Source organism: Pseudidiomarina insulisalsae, assembly GCF_003987065.1.
Taxonomy (GTDB): domain Bacteria; phylum Pseudomonadota; class Gammaproteobacteria; order Enterobacterales; family Alteromonadaceae; genus Pseudidiomarina; species Pseudidiomarina insulisalsae.
Genome location: NZ_PIPY01000006.1, coordinates 86,037 through 112,238 on the forward strand (window position 1 = coordinate 86,037; position 26,202 = coordinate 112,238).

Genomic DNA, 26,202 nt, shown 5'->3' on the forward strand with positions numbered 1-26,202 from the left:
CTAAATGTTACAACCAAAGCGTACAAAATTCCGTAAGGTTCACAAAGGCCGCAACCGTGGTCTGGCGCAAGCAGGTAACAAAGTTAGCTTCGGTACTTTCGGTTTGAAAGCTGTTGACCGTGGTCGCATGACTGCGCGTCAAATCGAAGCGGCTCGTCGTGCCATGACGCGTCACGTGAAACGTCAGGGTAAAATTTGGATCCGCGTGTTCCCTGATAAGCCAATTACCAAGAAACCTCTTGAGGTTCGTATGGGTAAAGGTAAAGGTAGCGTGGAATACTGGGTAGCTCAAATTCAGCCAGGCCGTGTCCTGTATGAAATCGACGGTGTTTCGGAAGAGCTGGCGCGTGAAGCGTTTACTCTTGCGGCACGTAAGCTGCCATTCAAAACCATCTTTGTATCTCGGACGGTGATGTAATGAAAGCGAACGAACTGAATGATAAAACCGTTGAGCAGCTGCAAGAAGAATTGCTGGGTTTGCGTCGTGAGCAGTTTAATCTGCGCATGCAAGCAGCGACTGGTCAGCTGAATCAAACTCACATGTTGAAGCAAGTGCGTCGTGATATCGCACGTGTGAAAACTATTCTGAATCAGAAGGCAGGTGCGTAATGGCTGAAGAAAAACGTGTTCGTACTCTGCAAGGTCGTGTAATCAGCGACAAGATGGACAAGTCTATCACTGTTGCTGTTGAGCGCCGGGTGAAGCACCCTGTATATGGTAAGTACATTTCTCGTACTACTAAGTTACACGCTCACGACGAAGACAACTCATGCAAAATGGGCGATACCGTGATTATTCGCGAAACCCGTCCAGTATCTAAGACTAAGTCTTGGGCATTGGTTGAAATTGTAGAGCGCGCAGAAGTTATCTAATTCGTTAGGTAATTAAAACGCATAAAAAAGGCCTCCAGCGATGGAGGCCTTTTTATTTGGCGGCGATCCAAATTAGCATCTTATGCATAACCCTCTATAATTGAATGAAAATCATAACAAATGGGAGAAGCGAGCATGGAGTCGAGCGAAAAAGCCCGTCTTAATCCCCCTGTGTTTTACAGTGCAGCAGGGCTTATCTTTATTATTCTTTTTTTCACAGCTGTCTTTCCTGACACTGCAAACAGTGTCTTCCAAACCGCGCAAGCAGCGATTATCCAAAACGGTAGCTGGTTTTACGTATTAGCCGTAGCCATTATTTTGCTAACCGTTATTTTCTTAGGTTTTTCCCGTTACGGCACCATAAAGTTGGGGCCCGATCATGCCGCGCCTGATTACGGCAAGCTGACCTGGTTCTCAATGCTATTTTCGGCGGGCATGGGTATCGGCCTGATGTTTTTTGGTGTCGCCGAACCGGTGATGCATTATCTGGCACCACCGGTCGCCGAGGTGGGCACCACTGAGGCAGCCCGCGAAGCCATGAAGATCACCTTCTTCCATTGGGGCCTTCACGCTTGGGCGATTTATGCCATTGTGGCGTTGATACTGGCCTTCTTTGCTTATCGCCACGGTTTACCGTTGACCTTACGTTCAGCACTTTATCCACTCATCGGCCAACGTATCTATGGGCCTATTGGTCACGCCGTTGATGTCTTTGCCGTCATCGGTACGGTATTTGGTGTCGCAACGTCACTCGGTTATGGTGTCGCCCAGATCAACTCAGGTCTGGGGTATTTATTCGATATACCGGTCTCAACCATGGTGCAGGTGATGTTAATCGTGGGTGTGACCCTGTTAGCAATCATCTCAGTCACCACAGGCCTGGATAAAGGCATCCGCCGGCTCTCTGAGCTGAATATGGGACTGGCCGTGTTACTGCTTCTTTTCGTATTGCTTATGGGGCCAACGGTCTTTCTGCTACAGGCGTTTGTACAGAACACGGGCGCTTACGTTTCAGAAATTGTCAGTAATACCTTTAACCTGTTTGCCTACGAGAAAACCGACTGGATTGGCGGTTGGACAGTATTCTATTGGGGCTGGTGGTTAAGTTGGGCGCCATTTGTCGGTCTGTTTATTGCCCGGGTTTCGCGTGGTCGCACCATTCGTGAATTCGTAGCAGGTGTACTGTTAGTACCGGCGGGCTTTACCTTAATGTGGATGACCTTCTTTGGTAACTCAGCCATTGATATGATCATGAACGAGGGCGCCGACCGTTTAGCAGACATGGTACAAAATGATGTCTCGGTGGCGTTGTTTGCCTTCCTTGAGCGCTTCCCGTTTAGCAGCTTTCTTTCGGGTCTCGCGACTGTCATGGTCATCGTGTTTTTCGTGACTTCTTCGGATTCAGGTTCCATGGTGGTGGACATGCTCTGCTCGAGCGGCCGTGACGATACCCCGGTATGGCAGCGTATTTTCTGGGCCAGCGGCGAGGGCGTAGTTGCCATCGTATTATTGCTGGTAGGTGGTCTGGGAGCACTTCAGACCATGACCATAGCCAGTGCCTTACCTTTTACCATTGTGCTGATGGTCGCAACCTGGGGATTGATACGCGCGTTAAGAGTCGATGTGCATAAAAAGGATGCGTTGCAAAACAATTACCTGACTGCCTCAGCGGTGAGTAACCGCAACTGGAAAGATCGCTTGCATAATATTATCGATTTTCCTACCAAACAGGTCGGCCAGCGCTTCTTAAAACAAGTCGTCGCACCGGCGTTCAAAGAAGTGTCTGAGGAAATGGAATCAAGTGGCCTGACGGTCGAAATCAGCCAAGACGATGACGGACAAATGGCGTTCCGCGTTGTTCATGGTGATGAGATCGATTTTGTTTATCAGGTATTTCTGACGAGTCATATTCAGCCGGCCTTTATCCATGCTGACGCTGATACGACCGACATTGATGAAGAGAAAAAATATTATCGGGCTGAAGTTCACTTACGAGAGGGTGGTCAGGACTATGACATCTTAGGTTGGTCACGAGATGCCGTGATTGGCGATATCATCGACCACTATCACAAACACATGCATTTCTTACATGTGCTGCGGTAAGGAGGACCTATGAAAAAGCAATTGATAGCACTTTGTGTGGGAGCTGCGCTGAGCTCCCCTGCCATCGCACAGCAGGAGCAGAGCGCGGCAACCGAGCAACAAATCAAACAGCTATTGCAGCAAATGGAAAAGCTGCAACAGCGTGTTGCTGAACTTGAAAGACAACTCGACGAAGAACGTGAAATTGATACCGCGGTGGTGGCCGCGGAAACCGAACAAGTGCAACCAGCGACAGACGACGAACAACAAGTCGGTGCGATTCCGCCACGCGAGCGCATAAACGATAACAGTGCACTGGCCGCACGGGTTGAACAACTGGAGGCTGACATTGAAGACGCCGAAAACGCCCCGATTGCGATTGGCGGGGCGGTGCGCAGTCAGTTTGTCTGGGAAGACTATAACGAAGGCAATAAAGATCGTGGTGGCGATTTTGACTTTGATATTTTCCGGCTCGATTTTCGCGGCACCATCGGTGATGTGATTCTCTCGGCACAGTATCGCTGGTTCCAGTACATGGAAGCTGTGCAGCACGCCTGGGTCGGTTATAACTTTAATGAAAACTGGCAGGGACAGGCGGGTATTACCAAGGTACCGTTTGGGAATACGCCGTATAACTCCAATAATTACTTCTTCAGTTCAAACTTTTACGTAGGGCTGGAGGATGACCACGACGCCGGACTCAAATTCCTTTATCGCGATGACCAGTGGGATTTTGACATTGCCTACTTTGTCAATGATGAGCAGGGCGGTGTCGATGGTTATGTCAGTAATCGTGAAGACCGCTATGCCTATGATCCACTGGGCGTGCGTCTGGCGGGCGAGGGTATTTATGATACGCCGTCACTGGCTGTAGGTGAGTCAAACAGCTTTGCTGCACGGGTAGCCCGTAAATACTCGTGGAATAATGAGCAGTCATTTGAAATGGGCGTCTCCGGTCAGTTCGGACAGATGCATGACGGTACTGACGATGTTGGTGACCGCAGTGCCTGGGCATTACACGGCGTATATTCCATCGATCGCTGGACCTTTATGGGTCAGGTCAGTCAGTACGATTACGACATGGAGATGGCCAACGAAGGTATTGTTGTAGGGGCCTACGCCTTCTACGACACTATTCCGAGTAAGGCGACCCTGTACACCGCGAATGTGGCTTACAGCCTGCCAGTTGAGATCGGTCCCATCACTAATCTGACATTCTATAATGATTACAGCCTGATGACCGATAAGCGTGGCGGTAGTGAAGACACCTTTATGAATGTGCTGGGTATGGCGGTATCGGCGGGTGGACTTTATACCTACTTTGATCTGGTTACGGCGAAAAACCAGCCGTTTGTTGGCGGCAGTATGGTGGGTGACTCAGACGACACCAATACCCGCTTTAATATTAATATTGGCTACTACTTTTAAACTATTGCCGTCCCTCGCGGGTTTCACCGCTTGGCACTTGCTGGCAAGCGGTGAAATCAGTACAGTGAACTTATTCAAACAGTCGTTTAAGTTGAGGTCACTGTGACAGCTCCCTACCCCCATTTACTTGCGCCACTTGATTTAGGATTTACGCAGATAAAGAACCGCGTGCTCATGGGCTCAATGCATACCGGGCTTGAAGAAGAAAAGCGCGGCTTTGAGAAGCTCGCGGCTTTTTATGAGGCGCGCGCAAAGGGCGGAGTAGGTCTTATCGTGACCGGTGGCATCAGTCCTAACTTTCGCGGGCGGGTGCAGCCACTGGGCTCAGAATTGAGTAAGCCCTGGCATGTAAAGAAGCATCGCCAGATTACTGAGGCAGTGCATCGTCATGAGGCAAAAATCTGCCTGCAAATTCTGCATACCGGACGCTATGCATTCCACCCGTTTGCGGTTGCGCCAAGTAAACTTAAAGCTCCTATATCGCCGTTCACGCCAAAGGCCATGTCGGAGCGTCAAATACAAAAGACCATTAAGCACTTTGCCCGCTGTGCCAGACTCGCACAAAAAGCTGGCTATGACGGTGTCGAAGTGATGGGTTCGGAAGGGTATCTGATTAATCAGTTTTTGTGTCCGCGTACCAATAAGCGCACTGATCGCTGGGGCGGCTCGTTCGAAAACCGCGCACGCTTTGCCATTGAAATTATGAAAGCTGTGCGGGCCGCGGTCGGTGAAAACTTTATTATTATTTATCGTTTGTCGATGCTGGATTTAGTACCTGAAGGCCATGCTTATGAAGAAGTGGTTGCTCTGGCAAAAGAGATTGAAGCTGCCGGCGCTACCATGATCAACAGCGGTATCGGCTGGCATGAAGCACGGGTGCCAACCATCGTCACCTCAGTGCCACGCGGCGCGTTCAGCTGGATTACCGCGCGTGTGAAGCAAGAAGTGAACATTCCGCTGGTGGCAGTCAACCGTATTAACACGCCTGAAATTGGAGAGCAGATTCTGGCGAAGGGCGAGGCCGATATGGTTTCGATGGCACGCCCGTTATTAGCCGATGCTGACTTCGTCGCCAAAGCGCAAGCTGGTAAAGGTGACCGTATTAATACCTGTATTGCCTGCAATCAGGCCTGCCTTGATCATGTGTTTGAAAATAAGCGCGCCAGTTGCCTGGTGAATCCGCAGGCCTGCTATGAAACGGAACTGTTAATGCAACCTGCCAGCACAACTAAACGCCTTGCCGTTGTGGGCGCGGGACCGGCAGGCTTAGCCTTCGCCTGTTATGCCGCCGAGCGGGGCCATGAGGTACACCTGTTTGAAGCCAGTGATAAAATAGGTGGCCAGTTCAATTTCGCCAAACAGATTCCGGGTAAAGAAGAATTCTACGAAACCCTGCGTTATTTTGAGAACCGCCTTGCCGATGCCGGGGTCAAGGTGCATCTGCAGTGTCGGCAGAGCGCTGAGTCCTTATTGGAAGAGGACTTTGACGAAATTATTCTGGCCACCGGGGTACTGCCGCGCAAAGTCGACTTTCCCGGAGCCGATCACGAAAAAGTACTGGGTTACATTGATGTTCTGCGCGATCACAAGCCACTGGGCCAAAAAGTGGCGCTTATTGGTGCCGGCGGTATCGGTTTTGATGTTGCTGAGTACATTAGCACTGAGTCTTCACCAGCGCTCTCAGTGAGTGAATGGAACAGTATCTGGGGCGTGGATGAAGATTACCGTGGCCGCGGCGCACTGACCCAGCCAGCGCCGGAACACAGTCCGCGTGAAGTATGGTTACTGCAACGCAAAACCAGTAAAGTGGGTAAAGGCCTTGGTAAAACCTCCGGTTGGGTGCATCGCGCAACACTGAAAAAGAAAGGCATACATATGGTCGCGGGCGTGACTTACAAAAAGGTTGACGACCAGGGGCTCTGGATTGAGATTGAAGGCCAGGAGCAGTTGTTACCGGTTGATCACGTGGTGATTTGTGCGGGCCAAGTACCGTTGCGTGAGTTGCAGGAACAATTAGAGGCCGCGGGCAAGAAGGTTCACCTGATTGGTGGCGCAGATGTTGCCGCGGAACTCGATGCCAAGCGCGCCATTCGACAGGGTGCAGAACTGGCGGCACAATTATGAGCGAATTATACGATTTACATTGTCACAGTCATTTCTCAGACGGCGAGCTTGCTCCGGAAGCACTGGTTTTGCGCGCCGCGGCGGTGGGTGTGAGTCACCTTGCCATTACCGACCACGATACCGTGGCGGGTATCGGTAACGCGCGGCAGGCCATTGAAGAGCATCAGTTAGCGCTTACCTTAATTGCCGGGGTGGAAATTACCTGTGCTTGGCAAGGTTTTGAGATCCATCTGGTGGGTTTGAATATGGATCCGGAACATCCGGCATTAGTGGCGTTGCTGGCGCATCAGCAGCAAATGCGCCAGCAACGTTATGAACAGATGCTGGCGAAACTGCATAAGGCAGGTATTGAGGTTGAGCCGCCGCTGGCGGCCGACCTGACCATGCCGACCCGTAAGCATCTGGCGCAAGCGTTACTGGATCAGGGCTGGGTGAAAGATATCGATACTGCGTTTCGCCGTTACCTTGGGAAAGGGCAGCAAGCCTATGTGGCGACCGCATGGAGTTCGCTGGAAGCGGCGATTGCTGCAGTACATGCCGCTGGGGGGAGTGCGGTACTGGCTCATCCACATGCCTATCAAATGAGTAATAAGTGGCTGCGCCGGTTATTTACCGATTGCAAAAGCTGGGGTCTGGATGGTGTTGAAGTGGCAATTAGTCAGCAAAGTCCGGGACAGCGGCTGGCATTGGCGACCATGGCGAAGGACATCGGCCTTGCAGCCTCGGCAGGCTCTGATTTTCACGGCCCGCGCCCGTGGCGGGAGCTCGGCAAAAATCTTTGTTTACCGCCTGACACTGTGCCAATATGGCGTTCATGGGACAAGCATTAAGGGCGAGGAAAGCAAACCGTTATGAGTCACTATTTCAGTATTCACCCAGAAAATCCACAAGCCCGTTTAATTCAGCAGGCGGTGGAAATTATCATGCAGGGCGGCGTCGCGGTCTATCCGACGGACTCAGGCTATGCGCTGGGGTGCCGTATGGGTGAAAAAAATGCGATAGAGCGCATATGCCGCATACGTGATTTGGATAAAGAGCACCATTTCACCCTCATGTGCCGTGATTTGTCCGAGTTATCGACCTATGCGCGCGTCGATAATATTGCTTTTCGCCTGTTAAAGAACAATACCCCCGGTCCTTATACCTTTATTCTTAAGGCTACCAAGGAAGTGCCAAAGCGCTTGCTGAACGCAAAACGAAAAACGATCGGTATTCGCGTCTCTGATGATCCTATTTGTGTCGCTTTACTGGAGGCATTAGGCGAGCCGCTGATGTCCACCAGTCTGATCTTAGGTGATAATGACTTTGCCGAATCCGATCCCTATGAGATTCGTGACCAGTTAGATAATCAGGTTGATGTGATTATTGATGGCGAGCACCGCGGGCAGGCGCCCACCACCGTGGTTGATCTGGCTGATGACGAAGTCGTGGTGACCCGGGTGGGAGCAGGCGACCCTTCACCTTTTGAACAAAGCCGTTAGGGCATGTGCAGGAGCAGATACGAGCAATGACCGAAAAGCTTTCTGCACCACAGCAACAATCGCTGCCGCTGGGGTTTGTCCGCGGCGAGCCCGTCATTGATAAGCCTGAAGATCTTTACATTCCGCCTGATGCACTGGAGCTTATTTTAGAGAGCTTTTCCGGGCCGATGGATCTGTTACTGTATTTAATCCGACGTCAGAAGCTGGAAATTACTGAGCTGCCCATTTTGCCGATCACCCGGCAATATATGGAATACGTCGAAATGATGAAAGAGTTGAAGCTCGAGCTTGCGGCCGATTACCTGGTCATGGCAGCTATGCTGGCAGAGATAAAAAGCCGAATGCTGTTACCGCGGCCGCCGGCTGAGGACGATGACGAAGTCGATCCCCGTGCCGAGCTGGTCCGTCGGTTACAAGAATACGAAGCCATTCGGACGGGCGCTGGCTATCTTGATGAAATGCCGCAGACCGGCCGTGATCATTTTGTCGCGCATGCCGCCACCGATGCTAAACAGCATGTGCAGCAACAACTGCCTGAGATTGCGCTGGCCGAACTAGCGGTTGCTTTTGCCCACGCTATGGCACAGGCAGAGTTGCAGCATCACCATCAGGTGCAGCGCGAAAAACTGTCAACGCGTGAGCGTATGAGCCGCATTCTCGATCTGCTGCAAACCCGTTCGCGGCTACGTTTTGCTGACTTATTTTCGCCCGAAGAAGGTAAACCGGGCGTTGTGGTCAGTTTTTTAGCCGTTTTGGAGCTGGTAAAAGAAGCATTGATCGACGTGGTCCAGGTCGATGCGTTTAGTGAAATTCATATCGCAAATCGTGGTCAGGTTTATGCAGAAGCATCAGATTAAACAGTTAATTGAAGCCCTGCTGTTCGTTACTGAATCGCCGCTGTCGGTGGCGCAACTGGCGGACTATCTGAGCGAGCATGGTATGGATGCCAGCCGCAACCAGATTCGTGAAGTACTTCAGGAATTACAGTTTGATTATCAGGAGCGGGGCATACAGTTACATCAGGTGGCATCGGGTTACAGATTTCAGACGCGCGCTGAATTAGGTGGTATAATTGCCGGCCTGTGGCAGGAGAAGCCGCCGAAGTATTCCCAGGCGCTGCTTGAAACTTTAGCGCTGATTGCCTACCGCCAGCCAATTACCCGTGGCGATATTGAAGAAGTACGTGGTGTCAGCGTCAGTTCGCAGATCATGAAAACCTTGCAGGAGCGCGGCTGGGTTAAAGTGGTAGGGCATCGCGAGGTGCCCGGAAGACCACAGCTGTATGCCACCACCAATGAGTTTTTAGACTATTTTAATTTACAGGATTTATCTGAGTTACCTGCTATTCCAGAGCCCCCGCAAAAGGCATCGAATACAGGGCCAGTTGCTCAAGAAAAAACCGCTGAGACAGCGCCAGAAGAGAGTGAAAGCGCCCCATGAGTGAGAAATTACAGAAAGTTTTAGCCCGTTCAGGCCATGGTTCCCGTCGCGAACTGGAAGCAATGATTGCTGCTGGACGGGTGAGTGTCAATGGCCAGATTGCCAGTCTAGGTGAGCGTATTGATGCTGACGCTAAAGTGCGGATCGACGGCCATGAAGTCACCATTAAGCCTCCTGAGGACGTGGTATGTCGTGTCCTGATGTACCATAAGCCTGAAGGTGAATTATGTACCCGTAAGGACCCCGAGGGGCGCCCGACGGTGTACGATCGTTTGCCGCGGGTACAGGGTGCGCGCTGGGTCGCAGTCGGTCGGCTGGATGTGAATACTTCTGGTTTGCTGCTATTTACGACAGACGGTGAGCTGGCGAATCGTCTGATGCATCCCGGTCACCAAATTGAACGCGAGTACGCTGTACGGGTGTTTGGTGAAGTGACGGATGCGATGATTCGTAAACTCAGTAAAGGTGTGCAATTAGAGGACGGACCGGCAGCATTTAAAGAAATTAAGCGTACCGGTGGTGGCGAGGGCATGAACCAGTGGTTCCGGGTAGTGCTGACCGAAGGGCGTAACCGCGAAGTGCGGCGCCTGTGGGAGTCGCAAGGCGTCACTGTCAGCCGACTGATGCGGGTACGCTACGGTTCCATCCGTCTTGAACAAGGGTTGCCACAAAGCGGCTGGGGTGAGTTGCCGCTCGAGCAAATTAACTACTTACGAGAACTGGTAGGGTTACCGCCCGAAGAGCGCACGTTTATCGATCCACGCAAGCAGGAGTCGCGCCAGAAGCGCTATGCCCGGGCACGCCGTAGCCAGGCCAAACGCCTACAGAATGCGAAACAACGCAGCCGCAAATGAAACTTCTTGCCGACTGGCAATTAGCAGGACCTTTACTGACCTGCTGGCCCTATCGGAATGACGTCTGGCGTGGTAATGGCGAGTTTGTGCAACAGGCACTGCTGGCCATGCTCCACGCTATTTTGCCCTATTACCCGGTGACTCTGGCCATCCACCCGCCGCAACTGAACATTGCCCTACGTCAGCTACCACAGCAGCTAACCTGGCTGCCGCTGGCCTATGATGATGCCTGGATTCGAGATTTCGGGCCGTTATTTCGCTCAGGGCCGGGTGGGCTATCAGCAGTCGCGGGCCAATTCGACGGCTGGCAAGGTGTACATGGCGTCTATCAGCGCGATCAGCGCTTTGCTGCAGCGCTGGCGCATCGTCGCGCGCTGCCGTTACATTCGTTACCCTTTATCTTTGAGGGGGGGATGTTAAGTCACGACGGTGCCGGTACAGCGGTGGTTCATGCGTGCAGCCTGCAACGCCGCAACCCGCAGTGGCGACTGGCCGCGCTGGAGCGCGAGTTAAAACGCGCATTAGGGTTGCAACAAATCATTTGGTTGCATCAGGCACTGAGCGCGGATGAAACTGGCGGTCATACCGACAACCAGTTGCAGTTCGTTGACGCGCATTCCATTGTCTATGTTACCAGTACCGATGATCCCGCCTGGAATGAAGAAGTGGCGACTTTGCAACGGCAACCCTGGGGCCGGGCCTATCGCTGGATTGAATTGCCCGCCGCGCAACAGGTAACTGACGCGGTCGATATTTATCACGATGTCCGCCGCCGTGCCGGTGTTCAGCGGCGCGGCCAGCGGCCTTTACTTTGCAGTTATGCCAATTTGCTCAGGCTGCCTGGCGCGTTGGTCGTACCACAATTTGGCCTGGCAGACGACAGCGCTGCTGTCGCAGGATTACAGCAGGCCTTTCCTGAACTGGCGGTGATACCTGTCGACGCACTCGAAATGGTCCGCGGTGGTGGCGGTCCACACTGCCTGAGCTTAGTTTTGCCGGGCTAACAGGAAGATCACCTCGACCTGTGCCTCAACGGTTTGCTGACCGGGAAGACTGACATTGCTGCCACTGTCGCTCATCTCGGCCATACGATAGCGCATGACCGGCGCTTGTTGCATGCTTTCACGGATCTCGCGGATACCGATGATCTGGGTGCCCGCAGCCGTTGCCATATGTTCTGCTTTTGCCCGCGCGTTCATAATAGCTTGCGCGACCGTCTGGCGATAAAGTTCTTCCGCGTCACTGATACGATAGCTCGGCTCGTTAATACGTTGCACACCGTTACGTAATGCGTATTCAAGAAAATCGGTATGCAACTGCGGCTCGGTAAAGTCGACCACCATGCGGCGATTGACCTGGTACCCTGTCAGCTTTTGCTCACCCTCAGTGTACCGGTATTGTGGAAACAGCCGAATTGCGTACGACTGGATATGCCTTTCCGCCACGCCTTGTTGACGCAGATAGTTAAGTAGATTGGCAGTGATGTCGTCGACGTGTGCTTTCAGCGCCGGGATATCCATGCCTGAACGCTCGATATTCAAAGTCAGCTGCACCTCGTCAGGCGTGGCCTCGACAGTGGCACTGCCGGCCACGGTCAAAGTGGAGGGCGTTACCTCAGGCGCTGGTTGGCAGGCAACCAGAGACAGGCTGGCAGCAATCATAAAAAATGGGATCAAACGACGCATAAGGCTTCCTTTTCAGTAATAGACGTTGATGGAGCTATGTGGCTCAACAGTTGTAATTATAGAGTGTAAACTAAAGAAAAAATTCCCGCAGCGAAGACAGATAATCCAGAGGAGTGGTGATGATTTCTGATCAACAGCTACAAGCTGAAGAAACGCTTGTGCGCTTGCTTGGCCGGCGTGAACACAGTGCTTTCGAGTTACAGCAAAAACTGCGTCAGCGTGGCTTTGCCGACACCGTTATCGCCACAGTACTGGCCAAAGCACAGCAACAGGGCTGGCAATCTGATGCGCGGTATACCGAGATTTGGCTTAGGCAAGCATTGGCGAGCGGTAATGGCTGGCTAAGAATTAAGGCCAATGCAACGGGCAAAGGCATTGATGAACAGCTGCTGCAACAAGCCTTGCGAACCGCCGCCCCGGACTGGCAGGAGCTCTGCTTTCAGCGCTTGTGTAAAAAGTTTGGCGAGCAAGCGCCCGAGACGCGTCAGCAGCGCGATAAAATAATGCGCCATTTATTGAACCGTGGCTTTCGCTTTGACGAAATAAAAGCCGCGCTGCAACAGCTGTCTGATATGTCAGCGCACTAGTCGAAAGTTTCCATTCGTGCTAGTCTTGCGCGCTAAATAACCGAAAATTTTCACCCCCCGATAAGTTGTAACAGGAAAGTGTTCATGAGTATGACTAGCGCGCAAATCCGTGAAGCGTTTTTGTCCTATTTTGCTGAGCGAGGCCATCAACGCGTGCCCTCAGCATCATTAATTCCAGCGAATGACCCGACGTTGCTGTTTACCAACGCCGGCATGGTGCCCTTTAAAGATGTTTTTTTAGGCGACGAGCAACGTGATTACAATCGCGCAACCTCATCGCAGCGCTGTCTGCGCGCTGGCGGCAAGCATAATGACCTGGAAAATGTAGGCTACACCGCAAGGCATCACACTTTCTTTGAAATGCTTGGTAACTTCAGCTTCGGTGATTACTTTAAGCGCGAAGCCATTGAATATGCCTGGGACTTCCTGACCGGCGTATTACAGTTGCCGAAGGAAAAGCTATGGGTGACGGTTTTTACCGAAGACGATGAGGCTTATGACATCTGGGCGAAAGAGATTGGCGTACCGGAAGATCGTATTTCGCGTATCGGTGAAAAAGATAACTTCTGGGCCATGGGGGACACGGGGCCCTGCGGTCCATGTTCAGAGATTTTTTATGACCACGGTGAAGAAGTCTGGGGTGGACCGCCGGGAACGGCAGAAGAAGACGGCGACCGCTATATTGAGATTTGGAATCTGGTCTTCATGCAGTATAACCGCCAGGCCGATGGCACCCTGGAGCCATTGCCGAAGCCTTCAGTTGATACCGGCATGGGACTGGAGCGTATTGCGGCGGTGTTGCAGCATGTCCACAGCAACTATGACATCGACCTGTTCCAGGCGCTGATTAAAGAAGCCGCCGAGATTATCGGTCATGATGATCTGGATAATAAATCGTTGCGCGTTATTGCCGATCACATTCGCTCCTGTAGCTTCCTGATTGCCGATGGCGTGCAACCGTCGAATGAGGGCCGCGGCTATGTGTTACGACGCATCATCCGGCGTGCGGTCCGTCATGGCAACATGCTGGGCGCACAGGGCGCATTCTTTTATAAATTGGTACCGGCATTAATTGCGCAAATGGGGCAGGCCTACCCTGAGCTGGTAGATAAAGAAAAAGTGATCATCGACGCGCTGGCGCGTGAAGAGGAGCAGTTTGGCAAAACTCTCGAACGCGGGCTGGTCATTTTAAATGACGCGCTGACATCACTGAGCGGTAAGGTAATTCCTGGTGAAGTGGTGTTTAAGCTCTATGACACCTATGGCTTCCCGGTTGATTTAACTGCTGATATTGCCCGTGAAAAAGAGCTTACCATTGATGTTGAAGGCTTTGAAAAACAAATGGCGGCCCAACGCAAGCGTGCGCAGCAGGCGTCGCAATTTGGCGTGGATTACAACGAGCGACTGAAATCAGCTCAGCGTAGCGAGTTTACCGGTTATGGTGCAACAGCTGGTAGCAGCGAGATTGTTGAACTGTTTGCCGATGGCAAGCCCGTGGAGCAACTCGAGGCCGGCCAGCAGGGCGTCGTAGTATTATCACAGACGCCTTTTTATGCCGAAAGCGGTGGGCAGATCGGCGATACCGGCCGTTTACACGCAAGTGGCGGCGACTTTGTCGTTGAAGATACCCAGTATATCGGTAAGGCGATTGCTCACCATGGACGTGCGGAAGTTAATTTGGCGGTGGGCGACAAAGTAGAAGCTGAAATCGATGCGGAACGTCGCGAGTCGGTGAAACGCAACCATAGTGCGACCCACTTAGTGCACGCAGCACTGCGCAATATTCTGGGCGAACACGTGACCCAAAAAGGCAGTTTGGTGACCGCTGACCGTCTGCGTTTTGATTTCTCACATTTTGCGGCAGTAACCGCAGAAGAGATGGATGCGATTGAGCGCCAGGTCAATGAAGAGATTGTCCGCAACCATGAGCTGGCCACCGCAGTGATGCCAATTGAGGAAGCGAAAAAAGCGGGTGCCATGGCCTTGTTCGGTGAAAAGTACGACGAGGACGTACGGGTCGTACGGATGGGCGATTACTCCATGGAGCTGTGTGGTGGAACCCACGTCAAGCGCACTGGTGATATCGGCAGCTTCCGGATTATCAGTGAGCTTGGCATCGCTTCTGGTGTGCGCCGGATTGAGGCTGTTACCGGACTTGGTGCGCTGCGTTATGCGCAGCAACAGCAACAGCTGCTACGCACCAGTGCCGGTTTACTTAAAGCCGAGCCCGGGCAATTGCCTGAGCGTATTCAGCAACAGCTGCAACGCAGCAAAGAGCTGGAGCGAACCGTTGCTGAGCTGCAGCAGCAAATGGCGGCACAAGCCGGCGGTAGCCTGGTCGAAAATGCCCGGGAAATTGCTGGTCACAAAGTGATCCTCGCAGAATTGGACAACGTAGAAAGTAAGGCATTGCGAGGTATGGTTGATGATCTTAAGAATCAACTTGGTAGTGGCATCGTGGTGCTCGCGGTGGCGAACGACAACAAAGTGAGCCTGATTGTTGGCGTGACCAAAGATTTAACTGCTAAAGTGAAAGCTGGCGATGTTGTAAACGTTGCTGCGGCTGAAGTTGGTGGCAAGGGCGGTGGTCGTCCTGACATGGCACAGGCCGGCGGCAGCGACGCAAGCAAAATCCAGGCGGCTCTGGCAGCCGCGCAGGGTAAAATTGAGGAACTGCTGCAGTAAGCAACGTGAGGGTCAAATTAGACCCGCAAACGTGCTGTCATGGTTAGCATTTCCTTGCTAGAATGAAGGTTGCATGACATCTGGTGATGATTCATGCAACATAATTAGACTTAAAATCAGGCTGGTAGTGTGGTGTTTCTCATGGATGCCCACACATAAAAGTAGGGAAGGAGCAGGTAACATGTTGATCTTAACCCGTCGCGTGGGTGAGACCTTAATGATTGGAGATGAGGTCACAGTCACGGTTTTGGGTGTAAAAGGGAATCAGGTGCGTATTGGTGTCAATGCGCCCAAGGATGTCTCGGTACACCGGGAAGAAATTTATATGCGAATTCAAGCGGAGCATCAGGACAAAAAGGACTCGTCCGAATAGTGCGATAGCTGAATAAAAAGCTGATGAGCTATCATCAGCTTTTTTCGTCTTTAAGATAGAAAAATAAAGAGTTTTGCGGGAAATTTGCGCGAGATGTTTAAAAATCCCACAAACGCACTCTTTATTGGAAAAAATCGTTTGACATTATTTTCAGTGTCGCTAGAATTCATCGCCACAAGTAAGCGGTGAGGTGGCCGAGAGGCTGAAGGCGCTCCCCTGCTAAGGGAGTATAGGGTTTGTAGCCCTATCGAGGGTTCGAATCCCTCCCTCACCGCCATTTGTTAGCAACACGCGCTCGTAGCTCAACTGGATAGAGTACCTGGCTACGAACCAGGCGGTTGGAGGTTCGAGTCCTCCCGAGCGCGCCATTTGCTAACAGTGCAACCGAAAAGTGCGCTCGTAGCTCAACTGGATAGAGTACCTGGCTACGAACCAGGCGGTTGGAGGTTCGAGTCCTCCCGAGCGCGCCATTTCCTCTGTTTATACCTTCTATATGCCCCACTTAGGGCGACCCGTTAAAAAGTTGTGTTATCCTGCTTATAAGTTACGCTTACTGATAAGGTTTTAGCGGCAGGTAAACTATGCAACAACAACTTTCTGAAGCATTCACTATCATGCTGACCGGCATGATCACCGTTTTTGTGTTTTTAACGCTATTGCTGATGGCCATGGCACTTTTGCGTCGTTTTGCTATCCAGCCGCAGACCGATACAGCGACCTCTCAGTCAAGTGCAGCCCGCGAAACCTCGACCGATAACCAGCGCCTTGCGGCTATTACTGCTGCGGTGCACGCCTATCGGCGCGATCACGAATAACAATTAGCAGGAGCTTAGCATGCCAAAACCATTGAAACTAACGGAACTGGTGTTACGTGATGCCCATCAGTCGCTACTAGCCACGCGCATGCGACTGGACGATATGTTGCCCATTGCTGAACAGCTGGACGATATTGGTTATTGGTCAATGGAGTCCTGGGGTGGTGCCACCTTTGATGCCTGTATCCGTTATTTAGGCGAAGATCCGTGGGAGCGTATCCGCGAACTGAAAAAAGCGATGCCGAAAACCCCGCAACATATGTTGTTACGCGGGCAAAATCTATTAGGTTATCGTCATTATGCCGACGACGTCGTACGCCGCTTTGTTGAGCGTGCGAAAGAAAACGGTGTCGATGTTTTTCGTATCTTCGACGCGATGAATGATGTCCGTAACCTGAAGACTGCAATTAAAGCGGCAAAAGACGTTGAAGGACATGCGCAAGGTACTTTGGCCTACACCGTGAGTCCGGTGCATACCCTGGATAAGTGGGTCGCCATGGCAGAAGAGCTGGCAGACTTAGGCTGTGACTCGTTGTTCATTAAAGACATGGCAGGGTTATTACGACCACAGGCGGCCTATGATCTGGTCACCGCAGTAAAAGATGCGACGGGTTTGCCGATTGCGATGCAATGCCACGCTACGACCGGTCTGAGTACCGCGACTTATCAGAAAGCTATTGATGCCGGTATTGATATGCTCGATACCGCCATTTCCTCGATGAGCATGACCTATGGCCATTCCGCGACTGAAACCATTGTCGCAATGACCGAGAATACCGATCGTGATACCGGGCTTGATCTGGAAAAGCTGGAAGAAATTGCCAGGTACTTCCGCAAGGTTCGCAAAAAGTACGCGCAGTTTGAAGGCTCGCTAAAAGGTATCGACGCCCGCATTCTGATCGCGCAGGTACCTGGTGGCATGTTGACCAACATGGAAAATCAGTTGCGCGAGCAAGGCGCGACGGAGAAGTTTGACGAAGTGCTGGCTGAAATCCCGAAGGTGAGAGAGGACCTCGGCTATATACCTTTGGTTACCCCGACCTCGCAAATTGTCGGCACCCAGGCGGTGTTAAACGTATTAAGCGGTGAGCGGTATAAATCTATCTCAAAAGAAACCAAAGGGGTGCTGCGTGGTGAATATGGAGCTACGCCGGCACCGGTCAATGAAGAGCTACAAAAGTCAGTTCTTGAGGGCGACGAGCCCATTACTTGCCGGCCGGCAGACCTGATTGATGATGAAATGGATAAGCTTACCGAAGAGCTGGAGCAGCATGCCAGCGAAAAAGACATCCGTCTGGCCGAGAATAAGGTCGATGATGTTTTGACCTATGCTTTATTTCCGCAAATTGGTCTTAAATTCCTCTCCAATCGTGATAATCCTGATGCCTTCGAACCCGAGCCGGAAGAGCCCTCCGAGTCAGCGAAGAGAGTAGAGTCAGAAGCAGAGAAAAAAACTGCTAAAGCGCGCTCAGGCGAGCCGGTCACTTACAATGTGAAAGTGGACGGTAAAGTCTTTACTGTTGAAGTGGGCCCGGAGGGCTCGATTTCTACTGGCGAGAGCGGCGCAAAAGACACAAAAAGTGAAGCAGCGGAAGGTTCAGAGACAGCAGCTAAAAGCAGCGACGAAACTGCTGAGAAATCCAGTGAAGGCGCAGAGAGTATTACCGCACCGCTGGCAGGGAATGTGTTTAAGATTGTTGTGAAGCCGGGCCAGGAAGTTGCTGAAGGTGATGTGCTGATTGTTCTGGAAGCGATGAAAATGGAGACGGATATCCGTGCTGATCGCGCCGGTACCGTCGGCGATATTCTGGCCAAAGAGGGCGATAGCGTCTCTGTTGGCGATGAATTGCTGACTTTGGAGTAACGTCGCGATGGAGAGATGGTTGACGTTATGGCAGAGTACAGCGCTTTCAGCTTTTGGTTGGGAAGATGCGGCGATGATGCTGGTCGGCGCAATCTTGCTATTTCTTGCAATTCGTAAGAAATTCGAGCCGCTGTTACTGCTGCCCATTGGCTTTGGAGCGATTTTAGCGAATATTCCGTTAGCGGGTTTTAATGAGCCTGGCGGTATTCTCTACTATATCTACGTAGTGGGCATTGATACCGGCGTGTTTCCGCTGCTCATTTTTATGGGCGTGGGGGCGATGACAGACTTCGGTCCCTTGCTCGCAAACCCCCGTACACTGCTACTTGGCGCTGCTGCGCAATTTGGTATTTTTGCGACCTTATTCGGTGCCATCGCACTGAATGCCATTCCCGGCTTCGACTTTTCCATGCAGGATGCCGCTGCGATTGCCATTATTGGTGGCGCGGATGGCCCGACCGCTATTTTCCTGGCCTCGAAGTTAAGTCCTGACCTGTTGGGGGCGATTGCCGTAGCCGCCTATTCTTATATGGCACTGGTACCTATTATCCAACCGCCGATTATGAAGTTGCTGACCACCAAAGCAGAGCGCGCGGTAAGAATGGAGCAGTTACGTCAGGTGGGGCAGCGCGAGAAAATCCTGTTTCCGCTTGCGGTACTGTTTTTAACCTTGCTGTTTTTACCAACCGCCACACCGCTGGTCGGTATGTTCTGTTTAGGTAATCTGATGCGGGAAGCCGGCGTCGTCGAGCGGCTGAGTAAAACTGCACAGAACGAGCTGATCAATATCGTCACTATATTCCTTGGCCTTGCCGTGGGTTCAAAGCTTTCTGCGGCAGAGTTCCTCAACGTGCAGACGTTAGGTATTCTTGCCTTAGGCGCGGTTGCCTTCGCTATTGGCACGGCCTCAGGGGTGTTAATGGCCAAATTGATGGCGCGCTTTAGTAAAGCGCCCATCAACCCGCTGATTGGCGCTGCAGGCGTGTCAGCGGTGCCGATGGCGGCGCGGGTCGTTAACAAGGTCGGACTTGATGCAAATCAAAGTAATTACCTGTTAATGCATGCGATGGGACCTAATGTTGCCGGGGTGCTGGGCTCTGCGGTCGCCGCAGGTATTTTGCTGGCACTGGTGGGTTAAACGGCGTACGGGCGGCTAAAACTGCCGCCCGGTAAGCCATAGCAATAAAGTGTAAATAAGCGCAATAAAGACACTCACAATGACAATCACCACAAAGCCCTTGCGTCCCTGTTGCAAGGTCCAGCCGTTCGCGCGCAGGTAGAGCCACCAGAGTAACCCCAGCACCAAAGGAATTAAAAATAAAAATCGTATCATTGTCTCTCCACCCATAGGTTTAGGTCAGCTGCTGCCAGTTGCGCTTGCTCAAGCATCGGGCGCAAACGGGTAATATGGTCAGCAACCTGATCAAGTTCTGCATTTTTCATGGCTTGCTCAAGTTGTGCGGCAAGTTTTTCTACCCCGGACAAGCCTAAGTTGGCGGCCGAGCCTTTCAGGGTATGAAAGTAGCGACGCGCTTCTTCATGTTGACCCTTAGTGAGAAAGTCTACCACCCGCAAGGGTGCCTCGTCATAGCTGTCGTAGAGGCGTTGTACCAGGTTGACGTAAAGCTCGACATTGTGGTTGAGCCGTGTCAGCGCACTCTGAAAGTCAATGTCATGGTGGTTAGGATATCGCAACCGGGTCTGTGCTGGCGCGTCCTGGGGCGCCGCGGCAGTCGCATTATCGAGTCCGCGGCGACACCATTTCTTGACGACCTGGCGCAGTTTCGCTTCGTCAATCGGCTTGGCCAGGTGATCTTGCATACCCGCAGCAAGCGACTTCTCAACATCTTCGCTGGCGGTATTTGCTGTCATCGCAACAATCGGTAACTGCTCATACGCATGGCGGCTCCGGATGGCACGCGCAGCGCTATAGCCGTCCATAATTGGCATTTGAATATCCATCAGCACCATGCCATAAGTCTGATGCTCAACCCGCTCCAGGGCCTCCTCGCCATGCTGAGCCACGTCGACCTGCAAGCCCAGATGTTCGAGCATTTCTGTGGCGATATGTTGGTTGATATCATTGTCTTCGACTAATAATACGCGTGTGCCTTGCAGCTCCTGCAATGTATCAGTGTTGGCGTCGGCGAGGCTGCTGCCATGCAGCGACAAGGTTGCGCTTAATTCACGAATCACTGCGTGGCTGGTATAGGGCTTTAACAGATGGCCGTTGACGCCCACTTCGCGGGCTTTATCGATAAGCTCGCTGGCATGATAACTGGTCGCCAGAATACATTTTGTTGATGTCGCTTGTTGCAGCAGTTTTTCACATAATTCAAGACCACTCATGCCCGGCAACTGCCAGTCAACAATAGCCACCTCAAAGTGGCGATCTTTAAGACCCGCCAGCGCTTCTTCTGCAGTACGAAAACTGGTGACATCTAACTGTATGCTACGCAGCAGGTCCGTCAGCATTTCGCGCGTCGTCAGGTTGTCCTCAACAATCATCACCTGTTTGCCCATCAACTGGTCGAGAACATTTTGCGGAATACGCTGTTGCTGAGGTTGCTGCAAAGGTAGTTGCAGTTCAATAAAAAAGGTGGTGCCCTGACCCTTGCTGCTGATAACGCCAATGCCATGCTCATTCATGAGTTTAACAATGCGCTGACTGATGGCCAGCCCCAAACCGGTGCCGCCGTATTTACGGGTGGTTGAGGTATCCGCCTGGGTAAAGGCCTGAAACAACTTATGGCGTTGTTCCTCATCCATGCCGATGCCGGTATCGGTGACCGACAGCCGCAGGTAGAGGTCGGTTTCAGTCTGGTCGAGCTTGGTGACCGAGACGACCACTTCGCCATGTTCGGTAAACTTGATGGCATTGCTGACCAGGTTGACCAGCACCTGGTTCAGACGCAACGGGTCGCCTATCAGCCGCGTCGGTATATTCGGCGGCAAATTGATAATAAATTCCAGGTTTTTATCGTGCGCGCGATAAGCAAAAAGGTCGGCGAGATTGCGCAGTACTTCTTCAAGATCGAAAGGAATTGCCTCGATGGTGAGCTTATCGGCTTCGAGCTTAGAGAAGTCGAGCAAGTCGTTAACAATACCCAGCAAGATCTTCGACGAACTCTCAATGGATTTCAGGTAGCCATGCTGCTTATCGCTCAGCGCGGTCTTCAGACAAAGTTGCGTCATGCCCAGGATGGCATTGATCGGGGTGCGAATTTCATGGCTCATATTAGCCAGAAACTCACTTTTGGCCTGATTAGCGGCTTCGGCGCTGGCAATGGCTTGCTCAAGCGCGGCCAAATCACGAACTTGGTTTACCGGTTTATCATCTGTGGCCATAAGATTCCGAAAATAAGATAGCTTGCGTAATATCATGCCATGCGTCGCGAACTTCGCCAAATTATCTCATCAGCATGGACGTAGCAGGCGATAAACAGTAAGCTTTGCATCATCTGACGTCGATGTAAGTAGAGGCAGGATTTACTTTGCAAACAACACTTTTGAAGTCGCTCGCACATTTTCAGTCAACCACTGAACAGTCGGCCGCTGAACAAGCTGCGATCAGGAAGTTACAACGTGGTATTGAACGTGAATGTCTGCGCATTACATCGGAAGGCCGTCTGGCCGCGACAACACACCCGATTGGTTTAGGCAAAACGCTGACGCATCCGCACATCACCACCGATTACGCGGAAATGCTGCTGGAATTCATTACCCCAGTGGCGAGCGATATTCAGGTTACTCTGGATCAACTGACGGATATTCACAGCTACACCTATCGTTTCATGGGTGACGAGCTGATGTGGCCACTCTCTATGCCTTGTTTTGTCGGTGATCCGGAAGATATTCATATTGCCCGCTATGGCGCGTCGCACAGTGGCCGGATGAAAAATCTTTATCGACGTGGACTGACCCATAGGTACGGTGGTGGTATGCAAATCATTGCCGGAGTCCATTATAACTTTTCCGTACCTGCGGCCATGTGGGAAGCGCTGGCCGCAGAAGAGGGCGTGCAACTGGATCCCGGTTATATCTCACGGCGTTATTTTGGTCTGATCCGTAATTACAAGCGCGTTTGTTGGGTTATTCCTTACTTATTTGGTGCGTCACCAGCGGTGTGCCAGTCATTTTTAGATCATGCTGACGGGCAGATTGACCTGAAGCCGCTGGGCAAAGGTACCCTCTATCGAGAGTATGGTACCTCGCTGCGCATGAGTGATCTTGGCTATACCAATAAAGAGCAGGCGGACCTGCAAATTACCTATAACTCTCTGAGTGATTACGTCGGGCGGCTGCGCCGTGCAATCACCACGCCGTCACAACGGTTCGCCAGAATTGGCGTAAAGGAGACCAATGCTCAAGGGGAGACAGAGTACCGGCAGTTGAATGCGAATATTCTGCAGATTGAAAATGAGTTCTACTCACCGATCCGCCCCAAACGCGTAGCCACGTCCGGTGAAACACCGACCCAGGCTCTGGAGCGCGGCGGTGTTGAATACATAGAAGTACGCGCGCTGGATGTGAATCCTTTCAGTCCGGTAGGTATCAGTGAAGGCCAGATCCGCATGCTTGATCTGTTGCTGCTGTATTGTTTACTGAGCGACAGTCCGGAGCTCGACTGGGACGCTCAGCAAATGACCGAACGTAATTTTAATAAGGTCGTACTGGATGGCCGGAATCCACGCCTGACGCTCAACGACAATGGCTACGAGCGGCCCATTAGTGACTGGCTGGAAGAACTTTTTGCCGATCTGCAGGCGCTGGCGCGTTTCATGGACGGTGGTTCTGGTGATGACTATCGGCAAAGCGTCGCCGAGCACTATAAAATGGTCCTTAACCCCGAGCTGACGCTGTCTGGACAAATGCTGGCGCTGATGCGCGAAGAGCACCTTGATAATAGCCATCTGGGAATGCAACTGGCCAAACGTTATCGCGAAGAATTACAACAACCGCTGCGCTACTTTACCGAGCAGCAGTTTGAGCAGTGGACACAGGCCTCAATTGATGAGCAAACGGCACGTGAAGAGAAAGATGCCGGAACCTCGTTTGACCACTTCCTCGAAGACTATTTCGTTAAAGCGAAATGCACTGCGGCAGAATGTGAAAAGTCATGAAGTGCTGGCAAACAATCTCGCTTGCGACATTGGTCACGCTGGCACTAAGCGGCTGTGCCTCAGCGCCGCCGCAGCAGCCTGATGACTTATGTGAAATCTTTTACGAAAAACCGGACTGGTATGATGCCGCCGCTGACATGCGCGAGCGCTGGGGCGTGCCGATTCAGATCCCCATGGCGATAATGTACCAGGAAAGCTCCTTTAAGCACGATGCGGTGCCACCGCGCGACTATCTGTTATGGGTCATTCCGTGGGGTAGGGTGAGCAGTGCCTACGGCTATTCACAGGCCAAAACGCCCACCTGGGATGACTACGAGCGTGAAACAGGCAACACCTGGGCTTCACGCGACTCTTTTGCTGATGCGATTGACTTTATGGGGTGGTTTATCGACAAGAGCCACCGAATTAATGGCGTTTCAAAGTGGGACGCTTATGCACTGTATCTGAACTATCATGAAGGCTGGACTGGCTATAAGCGTCAGACCTATCGCTCTAAAGCCTGGTTGCAACGCACTGCAGGGCGGGTGAAGCAGCGCGCTGGCACCTATGGTGCGCAGCTGCGCCGCTGTGAAGAGGATTTGCAGCGTAGCTGGCTGTGGGATCTGTTCTTTTAATTAACCGAACAGGTTCTGTTGTTCCTGATGGCGCGATTCATCAGGCAAAAAGCGAACCTGTTTTACCATGCTCTCGCTGCTTTCCATAATCTCCAATGCGTAACCCTCAATACGCAGACACAAGGGGTGTTGCGGAATATCACCGAGCAGTTCCACAATAAGACCGCTGACGGTTTTCGGGCCACTGGTGGGCAGCTCCCAGTTCATTTCTTTATTCAGTTCGCGAATGTTGGCGGTACCTTCCACCAGAATCGAGCCGTCTTCTTGTGGGGACACGGTTTCGCTGGGTGCCGGGGTGATATTGGTGGTGAAGTCACCGACAATTTCTTCGAGAATATCTTCCAGGGTGACCAGTCCCTGAATGTCACCATATTCGTCAACTACCAGGCCAATGCGCTCTTTATTGTGCTGAAACTTGAGTAGCTGCACGTTTAGCGGCGTACCTTCAGGAATGAAATAGATTTCGCGCGCGGCGCGGATCAGTTCGGCTTTGTCGGTCTCGCTGCTTGACTTGGTTACAATCTGCATAATGTCACGGGCGTGCAGGAAGCCGATCACGTCATCAATTTCACTGCGATAAAGCAGCAGACGCGTGTACTGAGCCTGCGACAACTGTTTGATAATTGACTTGATATCATCCTGCACGTCAATGCCACTGATATCGGCACGCGGAATCATGACATCCTCAACAGTCACCTTTTCAAGATCAAGAATACTTAGCAGCATATCCTGGTGACTGCTGGGGATCATTGATTGTGCCTCGTTCACCACGGTGCGTAGTTCTTCTGAACTAAGTGCGTCCTGACCCAAGGTAGTGTTGGGGTTGACACCTAAGATGCGCATAAAACCGTTGGTAATAAAATTCACCGTCGCCACCACCGGGTACATAATGGTCAGTAGCGGCTTGAGGATCACCGAGCTTGGAAAGGCAACCCGTTCAGGGTGCAATGCGGCAATGGTCTTGGGCGTCACTTCGGCAAAAATAAGCACAATGATGGTCAGGCCAAAGGTCGCGACAACAATACCTGCGTCGCCAAACCAGCGAAAACAGAGCACGGTGGCAATGGCTGAAGCGCCAATGTTTACCAGGTTATTACCAATGAGAATGAGTCCGATCAGGCGGTCTGGTCTGTCGAGCAGGTACTGCACCCGCTTGGCGCCGGAATGGTCTTGTTGTGCGAGATGACGCAAACGGTAGCGGTTGACCGACATCATGCCGGTTTCCGAGCCTGAAAAATACGCCGAAAGAAACAGTAAGAGACCCAGAATGATCAGCAGGGTCGACGTGGCTATTTCGTCCAAGAAGGTTACCTATATTGAATACTTGAGTGCCTAATTTAATGACATGGTCAGACAAGTCAAGTTTGAATTAGCTTAACATGACATCGCGCACAAAGCGGCTGCCGAAATAACCTAAGCTTAGCAGAAGACTGGCAATGACACTGGCGACGACCAGAGCGCGGCCGCGCACACCGTGCAAGCGATGTAACACGACAATGGCAGCATAAATAATCGCAGCAACGGAACTGAGCAGGGTTTTATGGGCCTGCCCCTGAGCGAACATGTCGTCAAGGAAGACATAGCCACTGCCGATGGCAATGAAAAGTAACAAGGTTCCGGTACTTAATAAGCGGAAAAAATACTTCTCAACCACCATTAACGGCGGCAGATAGCTCGACAGGGCGTTCATGCGATGATTTTTGAGCAGGTAGTTTAAATAAAGTAACTGCACCGCATACAAGGTTGCCAGCATTAAAATAGCATAGGCCAGCAGGCTCAAGACGATGTGAATCACCAGGCCATGGGTATTCGCAATAGTTGCTCCCCAGTTCGCAGGACTCGCCAGCAGAATGATGCAGCTGACGGCAGCAAATACGTAAATCACCGGGCGCAGTATCAGTCCACTATTGCGCTGCACCCGGACCAGCGAAAATAACGCCAGCAGAAAAGCAACGGTACTCAGACTGCTGGCAACATTCAGGTGATCAAAGCCGTCCGTTGCCAGATAGCAGGTGAGTAACGCACCGTGGCTGATTACCGCAGCGACCGCAAGCCACCAACTGGTAGCACGCAAACTTCCGACACTGGCAAGCTGACGCCACAGCATTCCGGCGCTGGCAAAGTAAAGGATCAGGGTAAGAGCAAGAAGGCCTGACATGTTGATTCCCACTGTTG

The 26,202-nt window shown here is 51.9% G+C and carries 25 protein-coding genes and 3 tRNA genes; 23 read left to right on the top strand and 5 right to left on the bottom strand.

Features of this window, described 5'->3' with window-relative positions; all coding sequences use genetic code 11:
- Positions 1 to 4 precede the first annotated feature (4 nt).
- From rplP to CWI71_RS06720, 12 genes are all read left to right on the top strand, one after another.
- On the top strand, positions 5 to 418 hold the full coding sequence (rplP, locus tag CWI71_RS06665; RefSeq protein WP_126754485.1) for a 50S ribosomal protein L16: 414 nt from the start codon (positions 5 to 7) through the stop codon (positions 416 to 418).
- Positions 418 to 609, top strand: a complete 192-nt coding sequence (rpmC, locus tag CWI71_RS06670) for a 50S ribosomal protein L29 (protein ID WP_126754486.1) — start codon at positions 418 to 420, stop codon at positions 607 to 609. The genes rplP and rpmC overlap by 1 nt, the downstream gene beginning before the upstream one ends.
- The gene (gene rpsQ, locus CWI71_RS06675) at positions 609 to 872 is read left to right on the top strand and encodes a 30S ribosomal protein S17 (protein ID WP_126754487.1); all 264 of its coding nucleotides are present in this window, start codon (positions 609 to 611) and stop codon (positions 870 to 872) included. Before rpmC ends, rpsQ begins: the two co-directional genes overlap by 1 nt.
- A gap of 135 nt (positions 873 to 1,007) precedes the next feature.
- The gene (gene betT / locus CWI71_RS06680) at positions 1,008 to 2,975 is read left to right on the top strand and encodes a choline BCCT transporter BetT (protein WP_126754488.1); all 1,968 of its coding nucleotides are present in this window, start codon (positions 1,008 to 1,010) and stop codon (positions 2,973 to 2,975) included.
- A gap of 9 nt (positions 2,976 to 2,984) precedes the next feature.
- Positions 2,985 to 4,382, top strand: coding sequence for a carbohydrate porin (locus CWI71_RS06685; protein ID WP_126754489.1), 1,398 nt, complete (start codon positions 2,985 to 2,987; stop codon positions 4,380 to 4,382).
- Positions 4,383 to 4,484: 102 nt separating this feature from the next.
- Positions 4,485 to 6,506: an NADPH-dependent 2,4-dienoyl-CoA reductase gene (locus tag CWI71_RS06690; protein ID WP_126754490.1), complete on the top strand. Its 2,022-nt coding sequence runs from the start codon at positions 4,485 to 4,487 to the stop codon at positions 6,504 to 6,506.
- On the top strand, positions 6,503 to 7,336 hold the full coding sequence (locus tag CWI71_RS06695) for a PHP domain-containing protein (RefSeq protein WP_126754491.1): 834 nt from the start codon (positions 6,503 to 6,505) through the stop codon (positions 7,334 to 7,336). The genes CWI71_RS06690 and CWI71_RS06695 overlap by 4 nt, the downstream gene beginning before the upstream one ends.
- Positions 7,337 to 7,357: 21 nt before the next feature.
- Positions 7,358 to 7,987 carry an L-threonylcarbamoyladenylate synthase gene (locus tag CWI71_RS06700; RefSeq protein WP_126754492.1) on the top strand — a complete coding sequence of 210 codons (630 nt, stop codon included), beginning with the start codon at positions 7,358 to 7,360 and terminating at the stop codon, positions 7,985 to 7,987.
- A gap of 26 nt (positions 7,988 to 8,013) precedes the next feature.
- Positions 8,014 to 8,844 carry a segregation and condensation protein A gene (locus CWI71_RS06705; protein ID WP_126754493.1) on the top strand — a complete coding sequence of 277 codons (831 nt, stop codon included), beginning with the start codon at positions 8,014 to 8,016 and terminating at the stop codon, positions 8,842 to 8,844.
- The gene (scpB, locus tag CWI71_RS06710) at positions 8,825 to 9,427 is read left to right on the top strand and encodes an SMC-Scp complex subunit ScpB (RefSeq protein WP_126754494.1); all 603 of its coding nucleotides are present in this window, start codon (positions 8,825 to 8,827) and stop codon (positions 9,425 to 9,427) included. Before CWI71_RS06705 ends, scpB begins: the two co-directional genes overlap by 20 nt.
- Positions 9,424 to 10,281: a 23S rRNA pseudouridine(2605) synthase RluB gene (gene rluB / locus CWI71_RS06715; protein WP_126754495.1), complete on the top strand. Its 858-nt coding sequence runs from the start codon at positions 9,424 to 9,426 to the stop codon at positions 10,279 to 10,281. Before scpB ends, rluB begins: the two co-directional genes overlap by 4 nt.
- Complete coding sequence (locus CWI71_RS06720) at positions 10,278 to 11,285, top strand: agmatine deiminase family protein (RefSeq protein ID WP_126754496.1); 1,008 nt, start codon at positions 10,278 to 10,280, stop codon at positions 11,283 to 11,285. Before rluB ends, CWI71_RS06720 begins: the two co-directional genes overlap by 4 nt.
- On the opposite strand, the gene CWI71_RS06725 is transcribed toward CWI71_RS06720, so the two are convergent.
- Entirely contained in the window at positions 11,268 to 11,966 is a 699-nt protein-coding gene (locus CWI71_RS06725; protein WP_126754497.1) for an SIMPL domain-containing protein, read from the bottom strand. The genes CWI71_RS06720 and CWI71_RS06725 overlap by 18 nt on opposite strands.
- Before the next feature lie 119 nt (positions 11,967 to 12,085).
- Here CWI71_RS06725 and CWI71_RS06730 point away from each other — a divergent pair, with 119 nt between their 5' ends.
- The 9 genes from CWI71_RS06730 to CWI71_RS06770 all read left to right on the top strand — a co-directional run bounded on the left by CWI71_RS06730 (position 12,086) and on the right by CWI71_RS06770 (position 19,428).
- Positions 12,086 to 12,553: a regulatory protein RecX gene (locus tag CWI71_RS06730; RefSeq protein ID WP_126754498.1), complete on the top strand. Its 468-nt coding sequence runs from the start codon at positions 12,086 to 12,088 to the stop codon at positions 12,551 to 12,553.
- 84 nt (positions 12,554 to 12,637) lie between these two features.
- Positions 12,638 to 15,238, top strand: a complete 2,601-nt coding sequence (alaS, locus tag CWI71_RS06735; protein WP_126754499.1) for an alanine--tRNA ligase — start codon at positions 12,638 to 12,640, stop codon at positions 15,236 to 15,238.
- A gap of 181 nt (positions 15,239 to 15,419) precedes the next feature.
- Positions 15,420 to 15,611 carry a carbon storage regulator CsrA gene (gene csrA / locus CWI71_RS06740; RefSeq protein ID WP_126754500.1) on the top strand — a complete coding sequence of 64 codons (192 nt, stop codon included), beginning with the start codon at positions 15,420 to 15,422 and terminating at the stop codon, positions 15,609 to 15,611.
- Positions 15,612 to 15,795: 184 nt separating this feature from the next.
- A tRNA-Ser gene (locus tag CWI71_RS06745) sits at positions 15,796 to 15,888 on the top strand.
- 14 nt (positions 15,889 to 15,902) lie between these two features.
- Positions 15,903 to 15,979 (top strand) — tRNA-Arg (locus CWI71_RS06750).
- 25 nt (positions 15,980 to 16,004) lie between these two features.
- Positions 16,005 to 16,081: transfer RNA gene (locus tag CWI71_RS06755), tRNA-Arg, on the top strand.
- A 111-nt stretch (positions 16,082 to 16,192) separates the two neighbouring features.
- Positions 16,193 to 16,426, top strand: a complete 234-nt coding sequence (locus CWI71_RS06760) for an OadG family protein (protein ID WP_126754501.1) — start codon at positions 16,193 to 16,195, stop codon at positions 16,424 to 16,426.
- A 19-nt stretch (positions 16,427 to 16,445) separates the two neighbouring features.
- Complete coding sequence (gene oadA, locus CWI71_RS06765) at positions 16,446 to 18,290, top strand: sodium-extruding oxaloacetate decarboxylase subunit alpha (RefSeq protein WP_126754502.1); 1,845 nt, start codon at positions 16,446 to 16,448, stop codon at positions 18,288 to 18,290.
- A gap of 7 nt (positions 18,291 to 18,297) precedes the next feature.
- Positions 18,298 to 19,428, top strand: a complete 1,131-nt coding sequence (locus CWI71_RS06770; protein WP_126754503.1) for a sodium ion-translocating decarboxylase subunit beta — start codon at positions 18,298 to 18,300, stop codon at positions 19,426 to 19,428.
- 15 nt (positions 19,429 to 19,443) lie between these two features.
- Here the strand turns inward: CWI71_RS06770 and CWI71_RS06775 are convergent, their stop codons facing one another.
- The gene (locus CWI71_RS06775; protein ID WP_126754504.1) at positions 19,444 to 19,623 is read right to left on the bottom strand and encodes a hypothetical protein; all 180 of its coding nucleotides are present in this window, start codon (positions 19,621 to 19,623) and stop codon (positions 19,444 to 19,446) included.
- Entirely contained in the window at positions 19,620 to 21,638 is a 2,019-nt protein-coding gene (locus CWI71_RS06780; RefSeq protein ID WP_198678750.1) for a response regulator, read from the bottom strand. The genes CWI71_RS06775 and CWI71_RS06780 overlap by 4 nt, the downstream gene beginning before the upstream one ends.
- Positions 21,639 to 21,784: 146 nt before the next feature.
- Between CWI71_RS06780 and gshA the strand changes: the two genes are divergently transcribed.
- Together gshA and CWI71_RS06790 are read left to right on the top strand one after the other, a co-directional pair.
- Positions 21,785 to 23,413, top strand: a complete 1,629-nt coding sequence (gene gshA / locus CWI71_RS06785; protein WP_241967656.1) for a glutamate--cysteine ligase — start codon at positions 21,785 to 21,787, stop codon at positions 23,411 to 23,413.
- A complete protein-coding gene (locus tag CWI71_RS06790; RefSeq protein WP_126754506.1) occupies positions 23,410 to 24,027 on the top strand; it encodes a transglycosylase SLT domain-containing protein in 618 nt (205 codons plus the stop codon). The genes gshA and CWI71_RS06790 overlap by 4 nt, the downstream gene beginning before the upstream one ends.
- Here CWI71_RS06790 and CWI71_RS06795 read toward each other — a convergent pair whose 3' ends face one another.
- Both CWI71_RS06795 and CWI71_RS06800 read right to left on the bottom strand, forming a co-directional pair.
- Positions 24,028 to 25,329 carry an HlyC/CorC family transporter gene (locus CWI71_RS06795; protein WP_126754507.1) on the bottom strand — a complete coding sequence of 434 codons (1,302 nt, stop codon included), beginning with the start codon at positions 25,327 to 25,329 and terminating at the stop codon, positions 24,028 to 24,030.
- 67 nt (positions 25,330 to 25,396) lie between these two features.
- Entirely contained in the window at positions 25,397 to 26,185 is a 789-nt protein-coding gene (locus CWI71_RS06800) for a cytochrome C assembly family protein (RefSeq protein WP_126754508.1), read from the bottom strand.
- Between the last annotated feature and the right edge of the window lie 17 nt (positions 26,186 to 26,202).